This window comes from Agrobacterium genomosp. 13 str. CFBP 6927 (assembly GCA_900012615.1).
Classification (GTDB): Bacteria; Pseudomonadota; Alphaproteobacteria; order Rhizobiales; family Rhizobiaceae; genus Agrobacterium.
In genome coordinates, this window is record LT009756.1 from 2,607,882 (window position 1) to 2,632,277 (window position 24,396).

Below are 24,396 nucleotides of genomic sequence, written 5' to 3' on the forward strand. Positions count from 1 at the left end.
ATTCGAGCGCCGGGCCGAAAGCCCGGCGTTATTTTTTCGTCCGGAAAAGGCGGAAGAAAACCGCCGGGAATGGATCGCGTCAGGAAAAACCGGGCATGGCAATACAGATTTCATGGCCCGGTTCCTGCCCTTTATTGTATCAGCTTGAGGACTGAAAGGTCGACGCGCCGTTCCAGCGCGATACCGCTCTCGTCAAACAGATGGCAATCCGACGCCTTGATGCCGGTCACGATAGGCTCGTCGACGACAACCGGCGCGGAGCCGGAAAGCAGCGCGCAATAATTCTCGCCCGTCGGGGCAACGCCATAGGCGATCGTGTTCACCCCCAGCCGCTCGATGACGCTCGGTGCAACCTTCACATTGAGGTCAGCCGCTTCAAGACCGGTGTGTTCCGGACGGATGCCAAGCGTCAGCTGCTTGCCTTCCAGACCGGCACGCGGCTCCACCGGCACGGTGATCGTCTGCCCCTCATATTCAACGGTCACCCCATCGGCGCTGGCGGATTTGCAGGTGACCTTCAGGAAGTTCATTTTCGGGTTGCCGATAAACCCGGCAACGAAGAGGTTCGCAGGCTTATGATAAAGCTCCAGCGGCGCACCGACCTGGGCGATTTCACCGGCATTCAGCACAACGATGCGGTCGGCCATGGTCATGGCTTCCACCTGATCGTGCGTCACGTAGATCATCGTCGCCTGCAGCGTCCGGTGAAGATTGGTGAGCTCGATACGCATATCGGACCGAAGTGCCGCATCGAGGTTGGAAAGCGGTTCGTCAAACAGGAATATCTTCGGCTCGCGAACGATGGCGCGACCAATCGCAACGCGCTGGCGCTGGCCACCGGACAACATGCCGGGGCGCTGCTGCAGGCGCTGGTCGAGTTGCAGGATCTTGGCAACCCCCTCAACCTTTTCCTTGATCTTGCTCTCTTCCATCTTTTCGACGCGGAGCGGAAAAGCGATGTTTTCGAAAACCGTCATATGCGGGTAGAGCGCATAGGACTGGAAAACCATGGCAATGCCGCGTTTGACCGGCGGCAGTTCATTGACCTTCACGCCGTTGATGACGACGTCACCGGCGGTAATATCCTCAAGGCCGGCGATCATGCGCAGCAATGTGGATTTGCCGCATCCCGAGGGGCCGACAAAAACGACGAACTCGCCATCCCTGATGTCGAGCTGAACGCCCTTGATGACTTCGAAATGTCCATAGTTCTTGCGGACGTTATTGAGATAAAGCTGACCCAAAACTTGCCTCTCCCGTCACCAGCCGACATCAGGCTGCGTTCAGAGACGTTCCGCAACATGGAATAAACCGTGTCGGATCGGAACCGTTAAAAAACACGGGATGGAGCGGCCATAATGGCGGCAGGCATTCCCGCGGCGAAATATGCCGGTTGCGGGCGGTCTTCGCCCGCAACCCTGTTAATGTGGATTACTTATACTGCTCGAGAGCGGACGAGGCCTTCTTCGCGGCATCCTCCGGCGTAGCCTTGCCGGTAACGACAGACTGCACCATCTCGATCATCGTGTCCTGGAAGCCCTTGTAGTCGGTGAAGAGCGGCTCGGGACCACCATAGGCGATACCGTCGATCAGCGGCTTCCAGAAGGGGTCCTTGGCGATGAATTCATCAACCTTCGGCGACGGACGAAGCGGGGTGAGGCCAGCGCCGCCCTGCAACTCGTATTCGCCCTGCGGGCCGGGCGAGGTGATGAACTTGGCGAATTCGGTCGCCTTTTCTTCCACACCCGTTCCCTTGAAGATCGCGAGGCTGTCGGTGATGAGCAGCGTGCCGGGACCCTTGGCTTCAGGGCCGAGCGGCAGGGTCGCGATACCCCAGTTGATCTTGGTTTCCTGCAGGCGGGTTGCGGCACCCGAACCGGCCTGGATCATGCCAACCTTGCCATCGAGGAAGATGGCGCGGATTTCGTTCTGCTCATAGGCGGTCGGACCTTCGACGGAATAAGGCGTGATGTCCTTGTAAGCCTTCAGAGCCGCGACAACCTGCGGGCTGTCGACGGTGATCTTGTCGCCATCGATGACCTTGCCGTTATTGGTGTAAACCCAGTGCATGAACTGGTGCATGGTGTTGTCGAAGGTCTTCGCGGGCAGGCCGTAACCGGCGATGCCGGTCTTTTCCTTGATCTGCTTGGCGAAGGCGATTTCTTCAGCCCAGGTCTTCGGCGGTGTTTCCGGGTCGAGACCTGCCTGCTTGAACAGGTCCTTGTTCCAGTAAAGCGCCTTGGTCGAGAAAGCGACCGGCACGCCCCACTGCGTATCCTCGAAGGTGACCGTGTCGACAATGTTCGGGTAATAGGTCTTCTTTTCGTCTTCCGTCATCGGCACCGGAACGATGAGATCGTTCTGCGCGAACTGCTTCAGCGTGCGCGAACCGACATAGGCCATGGCGACCGGGGTGCCGGCAGCAGCGAGCGTGGTTGCCTTATCCTGGCACTGCGCCCAGCCGACGACTTCAGGCACGACCTTGAAGCCGGCATTCTTGCCTTCCCATTCCTTGATATACTTCTCATGGATAGGGTCCATCTTGTCGCCGCAATAGATCCAGCTGATCTCCTTGTCGGCAGCGTGCGCCGTCACCGTGCCAAGGGCAGTGGAACCGGCAAATGCGACAGCGCAAAGCGCCAATCCGTAATGTTTCAGTGCCATAGGTAGTCTCCCATTTTCTGGTGGTCGTTCCGATTGTTGATTATTTCACCGCGCCGGCGGTCAGACCGCTGACGAGATATCGTTGCATGAAGAAGATGACGACCATGGCCGGCGCAATGCCGACGAAGCTGGCTGCCATCAACTCATTCCAGATGACTTCCTGACGACCGAAATAAGCGAACAGACCAATGGGCAGCGGCATATATTCGGTCTTGGAATTGAAGGTGAGCGCGAAAATGAACTGCTGGGCATAGGCGCCGATGAAGGTGGTGATGGAGACGACCGCGATGCCAGGCATCGCAAGCGGCAGGATCACCCGGCGGAAGGTATAGAAATAGCTCGCACCATCCACATAGGCCGCTTCTTCCAGTTCGCGCGGAATACGCAGCATGTAGGTTCGCAAAAGCCAGATGGCGGTGGGGATCAGGAAAGCTGCACCGGGAATGATCATCGCGAAATAAGTATTCAGCACACCCATATTGCGCATCAGCCGGTAAAGCGGGATCAGCAGCACCGCGCCGGAGAACATGTTGATCGCCAGAAACGCGCCGAGCAATTGCCCGCGACCGCGAAACTGGAACCGCGCGAAAGCATAGGAGGCCGGCACCACCAGAAGCAGAACGATGATCGTCGAGATCGTCGAAATGAAGAAGGAGTTGAAGACGTAGCGGGCAAAGCCGGGAACGCTGACCCACATGGTCCGATAGGCCTCGAAGGAACCGTTCTCCGGCCAGAATTTATACGGCGAGGAAAACAGCAGGCTGAGCGGTTTCAGCGAAACCAGAAACCCTTCCACGAAAGGCGCCAGGACGAAGGTCAGGAACACGGCGATGCCGCAATAGATCCCGACCATTTCATACCACCTGTAGCGGTTGATCATCGCATTCTTGTCGGTCATCGGCTGGCCTCCTGCGAGATACGGCTGGTGATGCGGAAGTAGAAATAGGTGAAGATCGACAGGAAGATGCAGATCAGCACGGCGCGGGCAGCACCCTCACCGTATTTGTAAGAGCCGATCGCCGTCTTGTACGTGTCGATGATCATGGTCGTCGTCTGGCCGGTCGGACCGCCCTGCGTCAGGATCCAGATGATGTCGAACGAGTTGAAGGTCGAAATCAGCGAGATCATCGACATGGTGATCATGGCGGGCAGCATCAGCGGCAGCGTGATGCGGCGGAAGCGGTAAGCACGGCTTGCCCCATCCGTCCAGGCCGCCTCATAGAGGTCCTGCGGAATGGCCTGAATGGCGGCCAGCAGATAGAGCGTCACCATCGGCACGCCGATCCACACGTCAGTGATGATCGTCGCCCAGAAGGCCGTGTTGCCATAAGCGAGGAAAGCGACCGGACCATTCACCAGGCCAAGGTTCTGCAGCACGCCGGAAATCATGCCGAACTGGCCATTATACATCCAGCCCCACATGAAGATGCCGATAGCCATCGGCACGATCCATGGCGGCATGGTCAGGATGCGAAACAGAGCGCGGCCGGGAACGGCGGAGTTCAGAAGGACCGCGCCAAATGTGCCGATGATCATCTTTATCGAGACGGAAAAGAACGTCCAGATGAAGGTCCGCGTGATGACATCGGCAAAAGTCGCGTTGAAGATCTTGTCGTAGTTGATGAAGCCTACCCAATTCGTCGTTTTTCTGAGCGACGCATCGGTAAACGACAGGATGAAGGTATCGACGAGCGGATAAGCAACGATAACCGTGATGTATAGAAGTGCCGGCAAAAGAAGAAGCCAGGCAAAGACGACCGCGCTGCGTTTCGCATCCATCGCCGCGCCCCCTTAAGCCGATTTCGCCGCAGGCGTCTTCGGCTGCCCGTGAAGCGCCAGATCGTATTCCTCCCACACCGGCTTGAGATCCACCACCTTGCGGCCGTGGCGCGCCTCATCCATGGCAAGCGCCAGAATGCCGGCCTCGATGGCATCAAGTGCGGAAACCGGCAGCGGCGTGCCCTTGACGATATGGTCGATCACGTCCTCGGCCATCTGCTCATCCGCACCGTAATGCTGGGAGAGCGCAGTCGCCGCCGAATAGGTCTTGGCGACAGTCTTTTCGTTGGTCCGGGCATTGTGCACGTTCAGGAAACCGCGCACGAAATCGCCCTCCGCCATGCCTTTGGCGCCAATGACACAGAAACGACGGAAATCGTCGGGAACGTTGAGATTGGTATGGAAAGCAAGCGACGCGCCGTTCTCATATTCGACGATCGCCGTCTGGTAATCGATGATGTCGCCGTCGCTGTCGAACACCTTCTCGGAGCCCATCCAGCCGCTTGGCTTGCGATGGTAGACCTCCATGTCGTTGATACCGTCATTTTGCGGGGCATTCGCGGGCGTGAAGCTCTTGCGTCCGCCGAAACTCGACACGAAACGCGGCCGCGCACCGACAACACCATTATAGAGATCGAGGTCGTGGCAGCATTTTTCCAGCATGAAGGAGCCGGAATAATTCTCGTAACGCCGCCAGTCGCGCATGAAGAATGCGCCGTGATAGGGCGGGATATGTTCCGAAGCCTCGATGGAAACGACATCGCCCAGCTTGCCTTCAGCCTGTGCGGCGCGCAGATCGCGGTAAAGCGGCGAATAACGCAGGACCAGACCCACCAGCAGCCGCTCATGACCATGCTTGTTGAGCAACCGGGCGAGTTCGAGGCTTTCCTCGATGCTGACGACGATGGGCTTTTCGGAGAAGATGGTGCAACCGGCTTCAAGCCCGATGCGGATATGCTCAAGATGCATATGGTTCGGCGAGCCAATCATCAAGAGGTCGAATTTCTCGCTGGCGATCAGCGCCTCGGGGCTGTCATACGCCTTGCCAACCGAAATGCCCTTTTCCTTGAGACCGGGCAAACCAGCCGGCGCGGGATCGACGTAACCGACGATCTCGAAGTCCTTGTCAATCTCATGAAAAACGTAGCCCAGATAACCGAGACGGAATCCGAGTCCGATAATTCCCACCTTCATGAACTTTGTTCCCTGTTCATTCGTAATTCATTTTCGCAGAAGCAACCATTTCTGTGCTGGCCGTTCACATATCTGCGATAATTTCCTGCCACGATGAAATTAATTTTCACAACGGTCAAGCTAAATTCGATTTCGCAAACCCCGCTGAGGACCGCAAATCGATTTTTCCGCCGACGCGCAAGCGAAACAAGACCGCTGCGGCCATCGACGTAAAAAACAATACCAAAAAAATGCCAATCGTCTAGAGCAATTCCTGTTGCGGGAAATTTTTTTTGGTTAATGCGAAAATATCAAGCACATGGCCTTATTATTTGGCAAAATATCGAAAAAAACACCGATTTATCGTACAAATACACCAATGGTTCTATTTTGGTATTGCCGATTGTGATGCGTATGGTATAGCGAAAATTCGCCACATCGATTGTGACAGAGGTTATGCATGAACGGCGCAGCGCTTAATCTGGACGACCTGCAATCGGGAGGCGGTGGCCCGCTTTACCTGAAACTGCGTCAGACGATTGAAGATGCCATCAATGCCGGCCGCCTGAAACACGGCGACGCCTTGCCGCCCGAGCGCGACATTGCCGAAAGCGCCTGCGTCAGCCGTGTCACCGTGCGCAAGGCGGTGGACGATCTCGTCCGTGATGGGCTTCTGGTGCGCAGGCACGGTTCGGGCACCTTTGTCGTCAAGCCCATCACCCGCATGCAGCAGCCCTTGACCAAGCTGACCTCGTTTACCGAGGACATGCGCCGCCGCGGCATGGCCGCGAGCACGCGCTGGCTGGACAGGGGACTGTTTTATCCGACCGGTGACGAGATGATGGCTCTCGGCCTGTCCCAATCCGCCATGGTTGCCAGGTTGACACGACTGCGCCTTGCCAACGACCAGCCGATTGCGCTCGAAGTGACGAGCCTGCCCGGCGATCTTCTGCCCGACCCGCAACTGGTGGAAAATTCGCTCTATATGGAGCTCGAAAAAACGGCATTCGCCCCGTTCGCGCCATCCAGCGCATCTCCGCCCGTAATCTGACGGATGAGGAGACCCTGCTGCTGGGCGTTCCGCCGGGCTCGGCGGCGCTTTCCGTGCAGCGCATGGCCTATCTGGAAAGCGGACGCCTCATGGAAATATCCCGCGCCCTTTATCGCAGCGACGCCTACGACCTCGTCGCCGAACTGACGATGACCTCCGAATAAACACACCGACCAAGGACAGAAAACGATGACAACCCTGATGCGCCAGGAAATCAACGAGATTCCCGATGCCGTCGCCCGTCTGCTGGACAATGCGAAAAATGATTTCCACGAAGCCGGCAGCCAGCTGAAGGCCCGCGATCCGGCGGTTATCGTCACGATTGCGCGCGGCTCCTCCGACCACGCTGCACATTTTCTGAAATATGCGATCGAATTGCAGACCGGCCTTCCGGTGGCCTCTCTCGGCCCCTCGCTCGCTTCCATCTACCAGACAAAACTGCGGCTGGAACGGGCGGCGGCCTTCGCTGTGTCGCAATCGGGTAAAAGCCCTGACATCGTTGCCCTGACACAAAGCGCCCGCAAGGGCGGCGCACTCACCTTCTCCCTCGTCAACACCCTGCCCTCCCCGCTTGGCGATGCGGCCAATCAGGCGATCGATATCCAGGCAGGACCGGAAAAAGCGGTTGCCGCGACCAAGTCCTTCGTCAATTCCATCGTTGCCGGCCTTGCGATCCTGGCCGAATGGACGGAAGACAGCCTGCTGGCCAAGGCCGTCAGCGCCCTGCCGCAGAATTTCGCCAAAGCAATCGCACTCGACTGGAGCCAGATCGCTGAGGCGGTGAAGGGCGAGGAATCGCTTTATATGCTGGGTCGCGGTCCCGCCCTTGCGATTGCCGCGGAAGCCGCGTTGAAGTGCAAGGAAACCTGCGAGCTGCATGCGGAAGCCTATTCTTCGGCGGAAGTCATGCACGGCCCGGTCTCGCTGGTCGCACCGAAATTTCCGGTCATCGCCTTTGCCGCGCGCGACCGCGCCGAAACCTCCGTCACGGATATTGCCGCAAATCTCGCTCAAAAAGGCGCGAATGTTTTCGTCACTTCCGCCAAGGGCAGCCCGGCCAAGCCGCTGCCCTTCGTAGAAACCAACCATCCGCTGACGGATGCCTTGCTGCTGATCGCGCCGTTCTACGGTTTCATCGAGCAATTGTCGCGTGCAAGAGGCTTCAACCCGGATGCGCCCGTGGCGTTGAAGAAGGTCACGGAAACCCAATGAGCGGCATCAGGGCATTTATCGGCGCGCGCATTTTCGACGGCGTCACGTGGCACGATGACAAGGTGCTTCTGACCCGCGACGGGCATGTTGCCGCAATTTCGGACAGCGTACCCGCCGACGCCGAGACAATCGATGTGAATGGACTGCTGATCGCGCCGGGCTTCATCGACCTCCAGGTCAATGGCGGCGGCGGCGTCATGTTCAACAACCAGCCGGATGTGGCGGGCATTGCCCGCATCTGTTCCGCTCATGCGCAATTCGGCACCACGGCGCTGATGGTCACGCTCATCACCGACCGGCCGGACGTGACCGCCATAGCGGCGCAGGCGGGCATTGCCGCCAGCAAGGCGCAGGTGCCCGGTTTCCTCGGCCTGCATTTCGAGGGACCGCATCTTTCCATTGCGCGCAAGGGCACGCATGATCCGGCGCTGATCCGCAAGATGGAGACGGCCGACCTTGCAGTCCTGACCGGCTGCAAGGCGCAACTTCCCTTCGTGCTGACAACCATTGCCCCCGAAAACGTGACGGCCGAACAGGTTGCGGCCCTCAGGGACGCCGGCATCGTCGTCAGCCTCGGCCATACCGATACCGGCCTTGATGTGGCGACGGCCTATGCTGAAGCCGGCGCATCCATGGTGACCCATCTCTTCAACGCGATGAGCCCTCTTGGCCACCGCGAACCGGGGCTGGTCGGAGCCGCGCTTTCGAACGGTGGACTGGATTGCGGGCTGATCGCCGATGGTTTCCATGTCGACCCGGCTGCAATCGGCATTGCGCTTCGTGCCAAGAATGGCCCGGCCCGCATTTTCCTCGTCACCGATGCCATGTCCACCATCGGCACGGATGACGACGGTTTCGAACTGAACGGCCGGCAGGTCTATCGCAATGGCGGCCGATTGACCCTGGCCGACGGTACGCTTGCGGGTGCGGATATCGACATGCTTTCCTGCATCCGCTTCATGCATGAGAAGATGGAAACACCGCTGGAAGAGGCGTTCAGAATGGCCTCAGCCTATCCGGCGCAGGCAATCGGCGCCTCCGGCAAGGGTAAACTTCTGCCCGGTTTCGATGCTGATTTCGTCATGCTCACACCCGACCTCCAGATGCATTCGACATGGATATCAGGAGAAAAAATCTATGATGCCAAACGTTCGGGAGTGTGAACCATGATCGTTTGTTTCGATATCGGGGGAACGACCATCAAGGGCGCCATTGCCCATGCCCCGGACGATATTCGCCCCGTTCCGCGCATACCGACACCGAAAACCAGTTTTGAAGACTTCGCCGCCGGCCTGAAATCCGTCATCGATAAGAGCGGCGGCACACCCGGCTGCGTCTCGCTGTCGATTGCCGGCGTCATCGATCCGGAAACGGGCAAGGCCACCGTTGCCAATATTCCCAGTATTCACCGTACCGTCTTGAAGGACGAGCTCGAAAAGGCGCTCAACCTTCCCGTCATCGTTTCGAACGACGCAGATTGCTTCGTGATCGCCGAATCGGAGATCGGCTCCGGACAGGGTCATCGCGTCGTCTTCGGTGTCATCCTTGGAACGGGTGTCGGTGGTGGGCTGGTGATCGACGGCAAGCTCATCAACAGCGATGGCGGTTTTGCCGGTGAATGGGGCCACGGGCCAGTGGCCGCGACATTGGCGGGCAACCCGCCGGTCTCGCTGCCGCGCTTCGAATGCGGCTGCGGCCTTACCGGCTGTGTCGACGCGATCGGCAGCGCCCGCGGCATGGAAAAGCTGCATCTGCATCTTCACCGGCAGGATATGACCAGCGAGGATATTATTGCCGCCTGGCAGGCGGGGGATGCGCAATCCGCCAGAACCATCGATGTCCTCGTCGATATTCTCGCCTCACCGCTGGCGATGGTGATCAACGTTACCGGCGCGACCATCGTGCCGGTTGGCGGCGGACTTTCGAATTCCAGGGAACTTGTGGGCGCTCTGGACGAGGCCGTGAGGAGCCGCATTCTCAGGCGCTTCAACCGCCCGCTCGTCGTGCCCGCCATTTGCCGGATCGAGCCGGGGCTGATTGGCTCGGCCGTTATCGGTTTGAAATATGCCAGGGAGATCGAAGACGCCGCCTGAGCGGCGTCATACGGTCTCGATCTTTTCCCGACGAAATCCCAGCCCCACCAGCCGGCCCGTCAGATGGGCAAAAAGCGGAAATCGCATGATCGCCAGCACAAAGGCGGGCGGACCTTTCGGCTTTTCCGCCGCACCCGTATCCGCCTGCTCCTTCTTGCGACCGATACGCATCATCCGCTGCAGAAACTGCGTGGCCTTGGTCGGGAAGGATCGACGTTTCTGGATTGCGGCGAGATCGTCATCGGTAACAGCCCGGCCGGACGAGAACACGGGCACGAGGACATTGGCTGCGGCCACGGCGTCCTGAACAGCGAGATTGATGCCGACACCGCCAACAGGCGACATGGCGTGGGCCGCATCGCCGATGCAGATGAGACCCGGTTTCCACCAGCGCTTCAACCGGTCGATACGAACGGTCAGGAGATGCACGTCGTCCCAGCTCATGATTTCGTCAAGCCTCTCGCGTGGGAAAGGGCAGATTTCCGCAACCCTGTCCCGGAAGGCTTCAAGTCCCTCAAGTTTTATGTCCGCGAAGAAGCCCTTGCGCACCACGTAACCGCATTGCCAGTAATCGCCACGATTAATCATCACGAAACCTTGCCGCGAGCCGGCATGACCCATGGTTTCAGTCGAATCCCCCGGCTGCCTTGAAAGACGCATCCACAGCACTTCGGTCGGAATGCCGAAACGCTGCACTTCCAGCCCCGCCGCTTCGCGGACGATGGAATTACGGCCATCCGCTCCCACCACCAGATCGGCCTCGATTTCGATCGCGCCTTCCGGTGTGTTGACGGTGAAACCGCCGACACGCCCGTCGCGCTCGATAAGACCCGTTACCGGCGCATTCATCAGCAGCCGGAAATTCTCGTATTGCCCGGCCTTGCCGACGATAAAATTGAGAAAATCCCATTGCGGCATGAAGGCAATAAAACGATGCCGGACCGGCAACCGGGAAAAATCAGCGATCGTGACGCGCTCGCCGCCGATGACCCCGTTCAGCCGTGGCGCGCGCGTATGTGGCAGCCTCAGGAACTCCTCTATGAAACCCAGCTGCTCCATCAGCTCAAGCGTGGAAGGGTGGATCGTATCACCGCGAAAATCGCGCAGGAAATCCCCATGCTTCTCGACCACCGTCACATCGACACCGCTGCGGGCAAGCAGCAGGCCAAGCATCAGGCCGGCAGGCCCGCCACCGGCAACCGCGACGGCGGTGCGGATGTGCTGAACGGCCTTGCCTTCATTTTCCGGTGAGATTTTCGCTTCTGCCATCACCTTCCCCCGTTTCAGTCCCGTCACACGTCTCTATCGCGCATCCGCCGCCGGGAGGTTTGCATTTTTCGGCTGCGGCCAACCATGCGCATCGAAGCGAAAAAGCATTTCGGACCGGGCGAAGATAAAGGCGAAGGCCATGGCAGTCCACAAGCCAAGCAGCAGCCCGGCGGCAACGTCGCTTGGATAATGCGCGCCAACAATGACGCGGGAAACACCGATGGCAAGGGCAAGCAGAAGGAACACCCAGCGGAAGCGCGGCATCAGCATGGCGAAGACGCCGAAAAAGGCGCCGGCAGCGGTTGAATGGCCGGAGGGAAAACTTTCATAGAGATTGTCGCCGGTAAAAGGCGTGAGGCTATAGGCGCCCATTTCCAGAAGAAGCTCTGGCCGCGCCCGCCCGATCAGGAATTTCAGCGTATGGACGAGAATGCTGGCCGTACCGATCGTCAGGAAAAAATAGGCAAGAAGCCGCCACGCCGTTCTCAATCGCCCAGCATAGGTGCGCGCCTGCAAGACCCGCGCGGCAATATAGGCAAGGATGGCGAGAGCGCCCGTGGAATAGAGCATCCAGCTGAACGTTCCGAAATCGGTAATGGAGCGATTGAAGGATACGATCGTTCCAGGCAGGGCCTGGGCACGTTCCGAAAGACGCGGGTCGAAAGGAATAAATACCAGAACCAGCACAAGGCTTGTCGCAAAAATCCAACCGCTGGAAACCAGAAAACGTCGCATCAATATCCTCTCATCGTTTTTTCAGCATATGGCTTTGCCTTGGAGAAAAACAATAGCAGGGCTTTATCCTTGTTATGGCTGATTTTCGCGAGTAGAGGCTAATGCATGTCGCCCGAAAGCGCGCAGCGGTTTCGGGAGAACGGCATGCGCCAAAAGGTGCAAACCGCAAACGACCGACGGACTGAAGATGACGACTGCCAGTGAAACGCCACGCAAACTGACGATATTGGGCTCGACGGGTTCGATCGGTACGAACACGCTGGATGTCGTGCGTCAGCTGGGTGGGCGTGGCCAATTCGAGATCATGGCGCTCACCGGCGCGGGCAACATCGCGCTTCTGGCGGAACAGGCGCGCGAATTCGGCGCTGAGCTTGCGGTGACAGCCGAGGATGACAAATACGAAGCGCTTAAATCCGCCCTTGCCGGCACCGGCATCAAGGTTGCGGCGGGCAAATCCGGCCTCGAGGAAGCGGCCTCGATGGAAGCAGGCTGGGTGATGGCGGCGATTGCCGGAACACCTGGTCTCGCACCCACATTGACGGCCGCGCGGCGCGGCGCGGATATAGCGCTTGCCAACAAGGAGTGCCTCGTTTCGGCGGGCGATGTTTTCCTGCGCACGGTCAAACAGGGCGGCGGCAGACTGATCCCGGTCGACAGCGAACATAGCGCAATCTTCCAGTGCCTGACGGGCGATCACAAGCAGGCCGTGGAGCGCATCGTGCTGACCGCATCCGGCGGACCGTTCCGCACCTGGTCGCGTGAGCAGATGGCCAATGTCACGGCGGATATCGCACGCGCCCATCCCAACTGGTCCATGGGGCTGAAGGTCTCCATCGGCAGCGCTTCGATGTTCAACAAGGGGCTGGAAATGATCGAGGCGAAATATCTCTTCGATCTCAGGCCCGATCAGGTCGAGGTGATCGTCCACCCGCAGTCGATCATCCATTCGATGGTGGGTTACACCGACGGCTCCTATATTGCCCAGCTCGGCTCCCCCGATATGCGCACCGCCATCTCCTATGCTCTCACCTACCCTCAGCGCGGCAATCTGAATGTCGAGCGGCTGGATTTCGCAAAACTGGCGCGGCTGGATTTCGAAGCACCGGATGAAGCCCGGTTTCCGGCGATCCGTCTGGCACGCACGGCGCTGGTGCGCGGCGGCCTGCAGGGTGCGGCCCTGAATGCAGCCGAAGAGACCGCTTTTCACGCCTTCGTCGAGGGCGGCATCGGATTTCTCGATATGGCCGACATCGTCGAAACGGTCATGGACCGCATGCATGACGGCCGATCCGCGGCCACGATTGAAGATGTGTTCGCGGCGGATGAGGAAGCCCGAAGCCATGCGCTGGAATTGATCGCCACCAAAGAAAAGGCCGCGTAAACGCGGCCCGGTCTTCTTTTATTTAAATCCCGGCTTCACGCCACCGCCCGCGCCAGCGCACAATGCGACCAGAGCTGGTGCAGCGCGCCGACCAGATGTTCGATATCGGCATCGCTATGCAGCGGCGTCGGTGTGATGCGCAGGCGCTCGGTCTTGCGCGGCACGGTCGGATAATTGATCGGCTGCACATAAACGCCGTGACTATCGAGCAGAATATCCGAAATCCATTTGCACTTAGCGGCATCGCCCACCATGACCGGCACGATGTGGCTTGGATTGTCCATGTGTGGAATGCCGCGTGCATCGAGAAGACCGCGCAGCTTGCGCACCCGGTCCTGATGGCGCGCGCGTTCGAAGGGGCTTGCCTTCAGATGCTGGATCGAGGCAATCGCGCCAGCGGCAAGCGACGGCGGCAGGGCCGTCGTGAAGATGAAACCGGAGGCGAAAGAACGGATGAAGTCGCAGACCGCCGTGGAGCCGGTAATATAACCGCCCATCACGCCGAAGGCCTTGCCAAGCGTTCCCTCGATGATCGTCAGGCGATCCATGAGACCTTCGCGCTCTGCAATGCCGCCGCCGCGCGGCCCATACATGCCGACAGCGTGGACCTCATCCAGATAGGTCATGGCGCCATATCGATCGGCGAGATCGCAGATTTCCTTGATCGGCGCGATATCGCCATCCATCGAGTAGACGGATTCAAAGGCGATGAGCTTCGGCGCGTTCGGATCAGCGGCTTTAAGCTTCGCCTCGAGATCTTCGAGATCATTGTGCTTCCAGATCACCCGTTCACAACGGCCGTAACGGATACCCTCGATCATCGAAGCATGGTTGAGCGCATCCGAGAAAATGATCAGGCCCGGAATTTTCTGGCCGAGCGTTCCGAGGGTCGCCCAGTTGGAGACATAACCCGAGGTGAAGATCAGCGCCGATTCCTTGCCGTGCAGATCGGCAAGTTCCTGTTCAAGAAGGACGTGGTAATGGTTGGTGCCAGAAATATTCCGGGTGCCTCCCGCACCCGCGCCACAGTGATCGATGGCGGCCTTCATGGCTTCGATGACTTTCGGGTTCTGGCCCATGCCGAGATAGTCGTTCGAACACCAGACGGTGACGTCCTTGCGCTCGCCATTGGCGTTGTACCGTGTCGCACGGGGAAAATTGCCCTGCTGGCGCTCGATATCCGCAAAAACGCGATAGCGTCCCTCAGAATGCAGGCTTTGCAGTTCCGCCGTGAAAAATGCCTCGAAGTCCATGCCATGCTCCAGAATTGACCAGATCGTTTTCTGCCCCGACACCGGGGCCGTCAACCCTTGCGGGTCACTTTAACCGCGTCTGCGTCAATTCGCCGTTGTTTTGAACCATTCCAATAAACCGTTTATAGATGCCGATGAAAAGTACAAAATTGATTCACATCAAAAAACCACGAAATTTGGAACCTTTTTCGCAACGCGCCGTTGTTTGGGACGCAATCGATTTACGCTCGGGAGGAATGCCTGAACTGGAGGCTTCCCTAAACGACATCGAATTGTTAGTTATCTGTGGCGGTCGGAGGTAGCAGTCGCCGCAGATAAATATGGGACGCCTACCGAGCCGAAGAGCTCATTGTAACGTTGGAGAGAGTTTCATGAAAAAGGCAATCATATTTGCGCTCGTCGGCCTGTCGCTCGCAAGCTGCACGCAGACGGAAAAGGGCGCTTCGATCGGCGCCGTTTCCGGCGCTGTTATTGGTGGCGCCATTACGGGTAACGTTCGCGGCGCAGCAGTTGGCGCAGCAATCGGCGGCGTAGGTGGCGCGTTGATCGGCAATGCTTCCGAGCCGGGCTATTGCTACTATCGCGACCAGTACGGTCAGCGTTACACGGCGCGTTGCCGTTAATCGCACCGCGAAATACCGTTGCACAGAAGCCCCGGTCACCCGGGGCTTTTTGCGTTTAGGGCGGCAAAACACCAGTCGAAGGGTCCTCAAGGCCGTTTATTTATGATTAAATTGCAATGTTAACGGACAGGAAACGGGTTAGGGCGACAATAAATGCTCAACCATAAAGCAGCTTATGCGAAGAACACGAACTAACCCGAAGACAGGTATTGCGTATCGGAAGGCTGGCACCGCGCTTGCGGTCGCTGTCACGTTCGCCCTGTATCCGGCGTTTACCCGTGACGCCTTTGCCTTCAAACTGTTCGGCATGCGCCTCTGGGGTTCGGAAGAACCGGAGGTTGAGGTTATCAACCCGGTCAAATATGCCGTCACGCTCAATGCCCCCGAAGCCGACAAATCGCTGAAGGGCAGCCTCGAAAACAGCTCCCTTCTTCTGGCCGACAAGGACAAACCCGCCTCGGGTGACCTTGGCCTTCTGATAAAGGCGAGAGACGACAGGGACAGGCTGATCGCGGCGCTTTATGAAAACGCCCGTTATGGCGGTATCGTCAATGTCACCGTCGCTGGCAAGGATGTGGACGCTCTGCCGCCCAATCCGGTATTCGATCACAGCGCACCCGTGCCTGTGGTCATAACGGTGACGCCTGGTCCCAAATTCACGCTCGGCAGCGTCCGCCTCGAAGGCGATGTGACGGGCCGCAACCTTGAGGAATACGGCCTCATCACCGGCGGCGATGCCGGGTCTCTGGCAATCATCCGCGCCGGCAACAAGCTCATTGATGATCTAAAGGCCGAAGGTCGCCCGCTTGCCAAGCTGACGAAACGCGAGGCGGTCGCAAACCACGCGACGAACACGGTCGACATTACCATGGCAGCCGAAGGCGGGCCTGTTGCCCCCCTCGGAGAGGTGACCGTCACCGGTGAAAAAACCGTCGATGGGGACTTCATCCGTCGTTATTCGCGCCTCAATGGCGGCGAGCCCTATTCGCCGGAAAAGCTGCGCAAGGCCGCAGACCGGCTGCGCCAGCTCGGAGTCTTTTCCAGCCTGACGATCAAGGAAGCAGGAACGCTTTCGCGCGACGGCTCCATTCCGCTCACCATCGAGGTGTCGGAGGGCAAGCACCGCTATTTCGGCGTCGGCGCCCAATATTCCACCACCGAAGGCATTGGCCTCCAGGGTTATTGGGGCCACAGGAACCTGTTCGGGCAGGCGGAATCGCTGCGCATCGAAGGCTCGGTTTCGCGCATCGCCGAAGCATCCAGCGTCGAAGGCATGGATTATTCGGCGGGCATCACCTTCACCAAGCCCGGCATGTTCAATCCGCGCACCACCTTCAAGACCAGCCTGATCGCCAAGACCGAACATCCCGATACCTATGAGGCGAAGACGCTGACGGGAACGGCCGGTTTCAGCTATGAGCTGAACGATACCGACACCGCCGCCGCCGGTCTCGAGGTGCAATGGGCCGATACCGAAGACGCATTCGGCAAGAATGAATATCTGACCACCTCCATACCGCTGGAATTTGTGCGCGATACCCGCGACGACAAGCTCAACCCCACCGAAGGCTTCCGTGCCTCCCTGGCCGCCAAGCCAAGCTATGAGGCGCTGAACGGCACGTTTTTCTCCTCTTTCGAAGGCTCCATTTCGGGCTACAAGGGGCTTGGCGCCGAGGACCGGCTGATCATGGCCGGAAAACTCTCAGGCGGCGTGCTGGTCGGCGGCAGCGACCTGCAGGACATACCGACGACCCGGCGCTTCTATGCCGGCGGCGGCGGATCGGTGCGCGGCTACAGCTATCAGGAAATATCGCCCTATAATGCAGCTGGTGATGCAACCGGCGGCCGCTCTTATGTGGTAGGTTCCGTTGAGGCCCGCATCAAGGTCACCGATACGATCGGCATCGTGCCTTTCATCGATGCCGGCGTGGTTTCGGATGAAGTGACCCCGGATTTTTCCGATATCCGGGCTGGCGCCGGTATCGGTCTGCGTTACGCGACGCCCTTCGGGCCTCTGCGTCTCGATGTCGCCATGCCGCTTGATAAATATGATGGTGGCAACAATTTCGGCATTTATGCCGGCATCGGCCAGTCATTTTAAACGCCGCTGTCGAACACCCTTGTAACAGAGTGTAGATTACCTTTGATGAGAACGTTGATTCGATTGCTGAAATGGCTGGGCTACGTCGCTTTGTGCGGCGTTGTGCTGGCGTTGCTTGTGGTTCTGTTCGTCGGTTTTACACCGATGGGTGCCAGAATTGCCGCAAAACAGATTTCATCGCTCGTATCCACGCCCGATCAGACGATTGAAATATCCCCACCCAGCGGTCTTTTGACTGGCCGCCTGCGGCTCGACAACGTCACCCTCTCGGACCGGCAGGGAGCCTATGCCCGCGTAAACCAGATTGCCGTCGACTGGTCGCCGCTCTCGCTGCTTGCCGGCACCTTCCATGCTGACCGTGTGTCGGCCGGATCGATCGATGTCGAGCGTAAGCCGCTTCCCGCACAGGAAACAGCGACGAAAAGCGCCGGCAATTCCTCGCTGCCAATCGAAATCGCCATCGATAATTTCAGCTTTCCCGATATCGGCCTCGGGCAGTCGCTCCTCGGCCGCCCCTTCGACCTGACGGCCGAAGGCAATCTGAAGGCGGCGCAGGACGATATGCGGCTGTCGCTCACGGCCAACCGGCTGAATGCTCCCAATGCCTCCGTCAATGCGGATGTCGCATTTCTTCCGAATGAAAATGTGCTGAAGCTGAAAGCGGAGATGAAAGAGCCGGAGGGCGGGCTTCTCGCCACGCTGCTTTCGCTTCCCGGTACGCCAGCCGTGGCTATCGACGTGAACGGCGAAGGGCCGCTTTCCGACTGGACCGGCACCTTGCGCGGCAATGTCGCAGGCAACCAGATCCTCAATGTCACGGGTCGCCATCTTCTTGCCGACGACGGCACACGCCGCATCGAGATTGCCGGCGGCGGCCAGCCGGATCTGCTTCTGCCCCCTGCCTTCCGCCAGCTTTTTGCCGGCGAGACGAAACTCGATGCGAACGCTACCCTATCGCCGCAGAACCGCATCGAAATCGGCAGCAGCACGCTGGAAACCGGCACCCTGCTGCTGACGGCCTCCGGCATCGTCGATCCAAACGGTCAGAACGATCTTAGTGCGAACCTGATCGGCACAGCGGGTCCGGTCGATTTTCGCTGGCCGCTTAACAATGGCGAGGTTCAGGCCCTTATCAACGGTCTTGATCTTTCGCTGAAAGGCAACGCCGATGCCGCACATCTCAAGACCACGGCGTCATTGCGCAGCCTTTCTTTGCCGCAAGGCAAGCTTGACGATATCAAGCTGACGGCGGAAAGCACCGATCTCAATATTGCCAACCAGAGCGGCACTATCCAGACCGTCCTTTCCGTCGCGCAATCGTCTTTCGTCAGCCCGGATATCGACCGGCTGGTGCGCGCACCCGTCACCGTCAAGGCGCCGCTCCGCCTCACTTCTTCCGCCATTGGCTTTGATGGCGCGACGCTGGAAAGTGCCAGCGTGGGTGGAACGCTGAACGGCAGTTTCGACCTCGCCAATAATCGCCTGACATCCAGCGTGCAGCTCTTCGCTTTGCCCGCCACCCTGCCGCCGGCGCTTGCCGAAAAATTCGATACCACCATTGCTCTCCAGGGCAATATCGACCTGATCATTGGCGGGCGCACCAGCGTTCAGAACCTCGTGGTCAAATCAGGAACGATCGAAGCGGCCGGCGATGTCAGCCTCGAAAACGACGCGTTGAGTGCCAATCTGACAGGTAAATTTCCGGCGCTCGAAAAGCTGACGCCGCAGGCCAAAGGCGTTGCCGATTTTGCAATCGAAGCCAGCGGCGCGCTTGCCGCACCCGATTTCAATGTCACCTTGAGTTCCGAAAGTGCGATCCTTGCCGGACGAAAACTCGAAGCACTGAAGGTCAACGCCTCAGGCAAGGCCGATCCCAAAGCTCCACAGGCGAAACTGACGGCCAGCGGCAGCCTCGACCAGCAGAAAATTGACGCCAACGCCAATGTCGTGCAGACCGAAAACGGCACGGCGATCCCGGAATTTCACGTCGCGGTGGGCCGTAACATCTTGGACGGGCAGCTGCAATTCTCGCAGCAATTCCTCCCCTCCGGCAATCTTTCCTTCAACTTCCCCGATCTAGCCCTGCTGGCCGCACTGGCCGCGCAACAGGCGGAAGGCGATGTTGCCGGCGATATAGCGCTGAGCAATGCCAATGGCCGGATTGCCGCAACGATAAAGGCCAATGGCAACAGCATCCGTCAGGGTACGACGACGATCTCCAAACTCGCCGCCGATATCTCCATAGACGACCTGCAGGCGCTTGCTATCAATGGCAAGGTCAGTGCCGATAGCGTTAATGCCGGCGCCGCCTCGATTTCCGGCCTGAACGCCACCATCGGCCATTCCGGCACCACGACACAATTCGACGTCAACGGCCGTTACGACAATGCACCGCTGGTGGTGAAGGGCAGCGCCGATACCGGCGGAACGCCGATGACGGTGAGGCTCGACGCCTTTTCCGCCGCTCCCAAGGGCATCGCCGTGCGGCTTGAAAAACCAAGCACCATTGCCATCCAGAATGGCACGGCGCGCATCTCCGATCTGACCATCATAACCGGCGATGGACGCATTGAGGTCAACGGCACCGCCGGATCGGCGCTCGACATCAATGCCGATATCCGTTCGCTTCCCGCCAGTCTTGCAAACGCCTTTGCTGCCGGGCTGGATGCGGCAGGCAGCATATCCGGCACCGTCAGCGCCAAGGGGGCGGCATCCGACCCGTCGGTTGATTATAATCTGAACTGGGCGAATGCCGAGGTCTCGCAGACCCGCGCCGCCGGGCTTGCAGCGCTTGGCATCAAGGCGAACGGCCGTTTCGCCGGCGGCACGCTGCAGATCGACACCAACGTGACCGGCCAGGGCGGCATGGCGCTCTCGGGCGGCGGTTCTCTCGGCATCGCCGGCAATCGCCCGCTTTCGATGGCCTTTACCGGCAGGTTACCCTTCTCCGCCGTTGCGGCGCAGACCGCCGCCCAGGGTCTCGATGTGGACGGCACGGCTGCCATCGACGTGAAAATTTCCGGCAGCGCCACAGCACCTGTTGTTACCGGCAGCATCACCACCGATGGCACACGCTTGACCGACGTGCGCCGGAACCTGACCGTCAACGGACTGGCTGCAACCATCACCTTCGATCGCGACCGCGCCGTCATCTCCCGATTGACGGGTAAGCTGGCAGGCGGCGGAACGATTTCGGGAACAGGCAGCGTCGGCATTGCCGGCGGATCGGGCTTCCCGGCCGATATTTCGATCACGCTGGATCGTGCCGGCTATAATGACGGAACATTGGTGACCACGGTAGTGAGCGGAACGCTGACGCTGAAAGGCCCGCTGCTGAACTCGCCAGTTCTGGGCGGCAACCTGACGCTGGATAGAAGCGCCATCACTATTCCTGAGAAACTCCCTGCCTCGCTGACGGAAATCGACGTCAAGCATAAGAACGCCCCGCCCAAGGTACGTGCGCAGGCGAAAGCGCTAGGGGGCGATCAGGGCGGCAGCGGCAGTTCCTCCACCATCAATCTCGATCTGCAGGTGAATGCACCGAGTGGCATCTTCGTGCGCGGTCGCGGCATCGACGCGGAACTGACTGGCAATCTGACCATCCGCGGCACGGCGGCCGTTCCGGTCATTTCCGGCGGCTTCGAAATGCGCCGCGGTCGGCTGGAAATCCTCACCCGTCGTCTTGATTTCACCACCGGCAACATCAGCTTCGGTGGCGGCCTCATTCCGGTTCTCGATATGAAGGCGGACTCGACGGTTGGTTCAACCACCGTCACGGTTGCGGTTTCCGGCAATGCCAATGACCCGACATTCGCCTTCTCCTCGGCCCCTGCCCTGCCGCAGGATGAAGTCATGGCGCAGCTGATCTTTGGCCAGTCCATGTCGAAACTCTCTGCCTTGCAGATCGCCCGACTGGCAGATGCCGCCGCCCAGCTGGCCGGCGGTCGCTCAACCTCGCTGTTCGACAAGCTCAGAAGCAATCTCGGCGTCGATGATCTGGATATTTCCACCGATTCAGAAGGCCAGGCCCGCGTTTCCGCCGGTAAATATCTCAATGAGAGAACCTATCTCGAACTGCAGCAGAGCGGTGAATCCGGTGCCAAAGCAATCATCAACCTCGATGTCGGGCGCGGTGTGAAACTGCGCGGTGAGGCGGGCGGCGATGGCGAAGGTGCAGCCGGTATATTTTACGAGAAAGAATATTAAGCACGCCAGTAAAAATGCGTAGCGGCTTTACGTCCGGACAATGCGTAAATCAAAGAAGAGAGTGTTTTCGCGCTTCGAAGGAAACGAAAACACTCCAGAGCCGTCCGCATTTAGGTTTGCGAAACCATCTCATGTTACGAATCCTCCATTGAAGACGGAAATAGTATTTCCGGCTGTTCAGGCACCAGGCAGAACGCCAAATCCGCATATGCAAGTGTCGGTGCACTTGCGCCGGCCTCCACAGCGAGCATTGGGAAGAATTCTGATGGCAATGATTAACTCTACCAATTTTGGCGGTGAGACGCTGGAAATCATCGCGTTCCGTCTGCACGATCAGGAATTCTGCGTGAAGACGACGACTATCCGCGAAATTCGCGGCTGGGCGCCTTCCACGCCCATTCCCCACGCGCCGAAAGACGTCATCGGCGTCATGAACCTGCGCGGTTCGGTCATTCCGATCATCGATCTGGCTCACAAGCTCGGCATGAAAAGCACCGTTGCAAACGAGAGAAGCGCCATCGTCGTAGCAGAAGTGCACAACATGGTCATCGGCATGCTCGTCGACCGCGTGTCCGACATTCTGACAATCCCGGCAAATCAGGTCCAGCCGGTTCCGGAAATTTCGGCATCTTTCGACAAGTCCTATTCGGAAGGCATCATTGCCAACGAACATGGAATGATCTGCTTCCTGAACCTCGCAAAGATGTTCAAGGGTACCGAAGCAGAAGATCTCGCGGCCTAAGCCGAGAAGACAGGTCCGACGACGTTCGCACCTGCTTTTATCCCCGTCAAACCATACCGCCGGTGCTTATGCCCGGCGGTTTTGCTTTTCCTGCTGCGCGACTTCGCTAAATAAGAACATTTTAATATTATAGATATCTAATATTAAAGCCGAAGATCAGTACCTCACCGCAACGATACCTGACCAAGGCAGAAAAGTCGCAAGTGCCTGAATTGCTGCTTTCAGCAGCAAAACCTGTCCGATGTTCAAAGTAATACGGCGTGAACCGCATATACTGTGTGGTTCGCCGCACCATGGACCGAAATTTGGGGGACGTCCAATGCTGGGGTTAGGGAAAAGCGCAGATAACCGAAACATCCTCGATGCGATATCCAGATCGCAGGCGGTTATAGAATTCGATCTCAAAGGCAATATTCTCACGGCAAACAGCAATTTCTGCATGGCGCTCGGTTATGAGCTCACCGAGATCGTCGGCAAACATCATCGCATCTTCTGCGACCGGGATCTCGCATCATCGCGCGCCTATCAGGAATTCTGGGAATCCCTTGCCCGGGGCGAGTTTCAGGCCAAGGAATACCGCCGCATCCGCAAGGACGGCTCGGTCATCTGGATCGAAGCCTCCTACAACCCGATCTTCCGTTCGGGCAAACCCTATAAGGTCGTCAAGATCGCGACTGACATCACCGCCAAGAAGATCAAGGCTGTGGAAGATGCCGGCAAGCTGGAGGCGCTGTCGCGCTCCCAGGCGACGATCGAATTTTTCCCCGACGGCACGATCATTACCGCCAATCCGAATTTCTGCGCCACGGTGAATTACGACCTCAAGGAAATTGAGGGCAAACACCACCGCATGTTCTGCGATCCCACTTACGCGGCGTCGCCGGCCTATGCCAATTTCTGGCAACGGCTGGCATCGGGAGAATTCATCTCGGACGAGTTCGTTCGCTACGGAAAAAACGGCAAGGAAATATGGATTCAGGCCGCCTATAATCCGGTGCTGGATGAAGCGGGCAAGGTGGTGAAGGTCGTAAAATTCGCAACCGACGTCACCCCGCGCATGAGCGCGATCACCGTTCTTGCCGAAGCCTTGCAGGCGCTTGCCGAAGGCGATCTGGTCCAGCGCCTCGACAATAGTTTCGTACCAAGCATGGAGAAGTTGCGGCACGACTTCAACGACGTGGTCGGCAAGCTTCAGACCACCATGCAGACGATCGCCCACAATGCGTCGACAATCGCATCCGGCTCGGGCGAGATACGCATAGCCGCGGATCAGCTCTCGCAACGCACCGAACAGCAGGCCGCCTCGCTGGAGGAAACCGCAGCGGCACTGGAGGAAATCACCACTACGGTTAGCGATGCCAGCCAGCGCGCCGGCGAAGCCGGAAAGCTGGTGCTGCGCACGAAAGATCACGCCGAACATTCCGGCGAAATCGTTCAGCAGGCAATTTCCGCCATGGACGCCATTTCGCGCTCCTCAGGCGAAATCACCAACATTATCGGCGTCATAGATGATATCGCCTTCCAGACCAATCTCCTTGCCCTGAATGCGGGCGTCGAGGCCGCCCGCGCCGGGGAGGCGGGCAAGGGTTTTGCCGTCGTGGCGCAGGAGGTCCGGGAACTCGCGCAACGATCCGCCGTTGCCGCCAAGGAAATCAAGTCCCTCATCAACACCTCGCGCGAACAGGTCGCCAATGGTGTTGATCTGGTCGGCAGAACCGGCGGCGCCCTGCGGGATATTCAGTCCCAGATGGGTGAAATCGATGCCAACGTCTCGGCCATTGTCGAGGCATCGCGCGAACAGGCGAACGGGCTGAGAGAGATCAACCAGGCCGTCAACGTCATGGATCAGGCGACCCAGAAAAATGCCGCCATGGTGGAGGAAACCACCGCTGCCAGCCATGGTCTCGCCAATGAAGCTGAAACACTGCACGAATTACTGCGCCAGTTCAGAATATCGCGTGACGTGCCCCTTTCCTCCACCCAGCCGAACGACAGGAAGCCAGCCGCCGTCACCAGACTGGCAGCGCCGCAACAGCGATATGCCGCGGTGAGATCGCATGGAAACGTGGTGGCAGAATGGGCGGAGTTTTAGCCGCGCAGACCAGGTCGAAAGA

Annotated in this window: 17 protein-coding genes and 1 pseudogene; 10 read left to right on the forward strand and 8 right to left on the reverse strand. The window is 58.7% G+C overall.

Going from position 1 to position 24,396, the window contains the following annotated elements; all coding sequences use genetic code 11:
• Window positions 1–131: 131 nt before the first annotated feature.
• From AGR13A_RS12935 to AGR13A_RS12955, 5 genes are all read right to left on the reverse strand, one after another.
• Window positions 132–1,244 carry an ABC transporter ATP-binding protein gene (locus AGR13A_RS12935; protein WP_080836057.1) on the reverse strand — a complete coding sequence of 371 codons (1,113 nt, stop codon included), beginning with the start codon at window positions 1,242–1,244 and terminating at the stop codon, window positions 132–134.
• A 187-nt stretch (window positions 1,245–1,431) separates the two neighbouring features.
• Window positions 1,432–2,664 (reverse strand): ABC transporter substrate-binding protein, encoded by a 1,233-nt coding sequence (locus AGR13A_RS12940; protein ID WP_035221584.1) that lies wholly within the window; start codon window positions 2,662–2,664, stop codon window positions 1,432–1,434.
• A 40-nt stretch (window positions 2,665–2,704) separates the two neighbouring features.
• Window positions 2,705–3,562 carry a carbohydrate ABC transporter permease gene (locus AGR13A_RS12945; RefSeq protein ID WP_035221586.1) on the reverse strand — a complete coding sequence of 286 codons (858 nt, stop codon included), beginning with the start codon at window positions 3,560–3,562 and terminating at the stop codon, window positions 2,705–2,707.
• Entirely contained in the window at window positions 3,559–4,443 is an 885-nt protein-coding gene (locus AGR13A_RS12950; protein ID WP_003492321.1) for a carbohydrate ABC transporter permease, read from the reverse strand. Before AGR13A_RS12950 ends, AGR13A_RS12945 begins: the two co-directional genes overlap by 4 nt.
• 12 nt (window positions 4,444–4,455) lie before the next feature.
• A complete protein-coding gene (locus AGR13A_RS12955) occupies window positions 4,456–5,637 on the reverse strand; it encodes a Gfo/Idh/MocA family protein (RefSeq protein ID WP_080836060.1) in 1,182 nt (393 codons plus the stop codon).
• A 439-nt stretch (window positions 5,638–6,076) separates the two neighbouring features.
• On the opposite strand from AGR13A_RS12955, the pseudogene AGR13A_RS12965 reads away from it, so the two are divergent.
• The 4 genes and pseudogenes from AGR13A_RS12965 to AGR13A_RS12980 all read left to right on the forward strand — a co-directional run bounded on the left by AGR13A_RS12965 (window position 6,077) and on the right by AGR13A_RS12980 (window position 9,972).
• Window positions 6,077–6,831: pseudogene (locus AGR13A_RS12965) on the forward strand (GntR family transcriptional regulator).
• Between the two features lie 25 nt (window positions 6,832–6,856).
• Window positions 6,857–7,879, forward strand: coding sequence for an SIS domain-containing protein (locus AGR13A_RS12970; protein WP_080836064.1), 1,023 nt, complete (start codon window positions 6,857–6,859; stop codon window positions 7,877–7,879).
• Complete coding sequence (gene nagA / locus AGR13A_RS12975; RefSeq protein WP_080836066.1) at window positions 7,876–9,042, forward strand: N-acetylglucosamine-6-phosphate deacetylase; 1,167 nt, start codon at window positions 7,876–7,878, stop codon at window positions 9,040–9,042. The genes AGR13A_RS12970 and nagA overlap by 4 nt, the downstream gene beginning before the upstream one ends.
• A gap of 3 nt (window positions 9,043–9,045) precedes the next feature.
• Entirely contained in the window at window positions 9,046–9,972 is a 927-nt protein-coding gene (locus AGR13A_RS12980) for an ROK family protein (protein ID WP_080836069.1), read from the forward strand.
• A gap of 6 nt (window positions 9,973–9,978) precedes the next feature.
• Here AGR13A_RS12980 and AGR13A_RS12985 read toward each other — a convergent pair whose 3' ends face one another.
• Window positions 9,979–11,241 carry an FAD-dependent oxidoreductase gene (locus AGR13A_RS12985; protein ID WP_080836072.1) on the reverse strand — a complete coding sequence of 421 codons (1,263 nt, stop codon included), beginning with the start codon at window positions 11,239–11,241 and terminating at the stop codon, window positions 9,979–9,981.
• 33 nt (window positions 11,242–11,274) lie between these two features.
• Window positions 11,275–11,976, reverse strand: a complete 702-nt coding sequence (locus AGR13A_RS12990) for a phosphatase PAP2 family protein (RefSeq protein ID WP_035221603.1) — start codon at window positions 11,974–11,976, stop codon at window positions 11,275–11,277.
• A gap of 187 nt (window positions 11,977–12,163) precedes the next feature.
• On the opposite strand from AGR13A_RS12990, the gene dxr reads away from it, so the two are divergent.
• Window positions 12,164–13,357: a 1-deoxy-D-xylulose-5-phosphate reductoisomerase gene (gene dxr / locus AGR13A_RS12995; protein WP_080836076.1), complete on the forward strand. Its 1,194-nt coding sequence runs from the start codon at window positions 12,164–12,166 to the stop codon at window positions 13,355–13,357.
• Between the two features lie 35 nt (window positions 13,358–13,392).
• Here dxr and hemA read toward each other — a convergent pair whose 3' ends face one another.
• Window positions 13,393–14,610 carry a 5-aminolevulinate synthase gene (gene hemA / locus AGR13A_RS13000; RefSeq protein ID WP_035221608.1) on the reverse strand — a complete coding sequence of 406 codons (1,218 nt, stop codon included), beginning with the start codon at window positions 14,608–14,610 and terminating at the stop codon, window positions 13,393–13,395.
• Between the two features lie 371 nt (window positions 14,611–14,981).
• Between hemA and AGR13A_RS13005 the strand changes: the two genes are divergently transcribed.
• The 5 genes from AGR13A_RS13005 (at window position 14,982) to AGR13A_RS13025 (ending at window position 24,374) form a co-directional block, all read left to right on the forward strand.
• A complete protein-coding gene (locus AGR13A_RS13005; protein ID WP_003504940.1) occupies window positions 14,982–15,233 on the forward strand; it encodes a YMGG-like glycine zipper-containing protein in 252 nt (83 codons plus the stop codon).
• A 175-nt stretch (window positions 15,234–15,408) separates the two neighbouring features.
• A complete protein-coding gene (locus tag AGR13A_RS13010) occupies window positions 15,409–17,334 on the forward strand; it encodes an autotransporter assembly complex protein TamA (RefSeq protein ID WP_080836079.1) in 1,926 nt (641 codons plus the stop codon).
• A 45-nt stretch (window positions 17,335–17,379) separates the two neighbouring features.
• Window positions 17,380–21,540, forward strand: coding sequence for a translocation/assembly module TamB domain-containing protein (locus AGR13A_RS13015; RefSeq protein WP_080836082.1), 4,161 nt, complete (start codon window positions 17,380–17,382; stop codon window positions 21,538–21,540).
• A gap of 265 nt (window positions 21,541–21,805) precedes the next feature.
• A complete protein-coding gene (locus tag AGR13A_RS13020) occupies window positions 21,806–22,282 on the forward strand; it encodes a chemotaxis protein CheW (protein WP_003504949.1) in 477 nt (158 codons plus the stop codon).
• Between the two features lie 319 nt (window positions 22,283–22,601).
• The gene (locus AGR13A_RS13025) at window positions 22,602–24,374 is read left to right on the forward strand and encodes a methyl-accepting chemotaxis protein (RefSeq protein WP_080836084.1); all 1,773 of its coding nucleotides are present in this window, start codon (window positions 22,602–22,604) and stop codon (window positions 24,372–24,374) included.
• The last annotated feature ends 22 nt before the right edge of the window (window positions 24,375–24,396 follow it).

What these genes read in the sequence shown, in the direction of transcription:
- AGR13A_RS13025 (WP_080836084.1), top strand. Translation starts at nt 22,602, where the DNA reads ATGCTGGGGTTAGGGAAAAGCGCAGATAACCGAAACATCCTCGATGCG.
- AGR13A_RS13010 (WP_080836079.1), top strand. Translation starts at nt 15,409, where the DNA reads ATGCGAAGAACACGAACTAACCCGAAGACAGGTATTGCGTATCGGAAG.
- AGR13A_RS12985 (WP_080836072.1), bottom strand. Translation starts at nt 11,241, where the DNA reads ATGGCAGAAGCGAAAATCTCACCGGAAAATGAAGGCAAGGCCGTTCAG.
- AGR13A_RS12940 (WP_035221584.1), bottom strand. Translation starts at nt 2,664, where the DNA reads ATGGCACTGAAACATTACGGATTGGCGCTTTGCGCTGTCGCATTTGCC.
- AGR13A_RS13020 (WP_003504949.1), top strand. Translation starts at nt 21,806, where the DNA reads ATGGCAATGATTAACTCTACCAATTTTGGCGGTGAGACGCTGGAAATC.
- dxr (WP_080836076.1), top strand. Translation starts at nt 12,164, where the DNA reads ATGACGACTGCCAGTGAAACGCCACGCAAACTGACGATATTGGGCTCG.
- AGR13A_RS12980 (WP_080836069.1), top strand. Translation starts at nt 9,046, where the DNA reads ATGATCGTTTGTTTCGATATCGGGGGAACGACCATCAAGGGCGCCATT.
- AGR13A_RS12945 (WP_035221586.1), bottom strand. Translation starts at nt 3,562, where the DNA reads ATGACCGACAAGAATGCGATGATCAACCGCTACAGGTGGTATGAAATG.
- AGR13A_RS12970 (WP_080836064.1), top strand. Translation starts at nt 6,857, where the DNA reads ATGACAACCCTGATGCGCCAGGAAATCAACGAGATTCCCGATGCCGTC.
- AGR13A_RS13005 (WP_003504940.1), top strand. Translation starts at nt 14,982, where the DNA reads ATGAAAAAGGCAATCATATTTGCGCTCGTCGGCCTGTCGCTCGCAAGC.
- AGR13A_RS13015 (WP_080836082.1), top strand. Translation starts at nt 17,380, where the DNA reads ATGAGAACGTTGATTCGATTGCTGAAATGGCTGGGCTACGTCGCTTTG.
- AGR13A_RS12990 (WP_035221603.1), bottom strand. Translation starts at nt 11,976, where the DNA reads ATGCGACGTTTTCTGGTTTCCAGCGGTTGGATTTTTGCGACAAGCCTT.
- AGR13A_RS12955 (WP_080836060.1), bottom strand. Translation starts at nt 5,637, where the DNA reads ATGAAGGTGGGAATTATCGGACTCGGATTCCGTCTCGGTTATCTGGGC.
- nagA (WP_080836066.1), top strand. Translation starts at nt 7,876, where the DNA reads ATGAGCGGCATCAGGGCATTTATCGGCGCGCGCATTTTCGACGGCGTC.
- hemA (WP_035221608.1), bottom strand. Translation starts at nt 14,610, where the DNA reads ATGGACTTCGAGGCATTTTTCACGGCGGAACTGCAAAGCCTGCATTCT.
- AGR13A_RS12950 (WP_003492321.1), bottom strand. Translation starts at nt 4,443, where the DNA reads ATGGATGCGAAACGCAGCGCGGTCGTCTTTGCCTGGCTTCTTCTTTTG.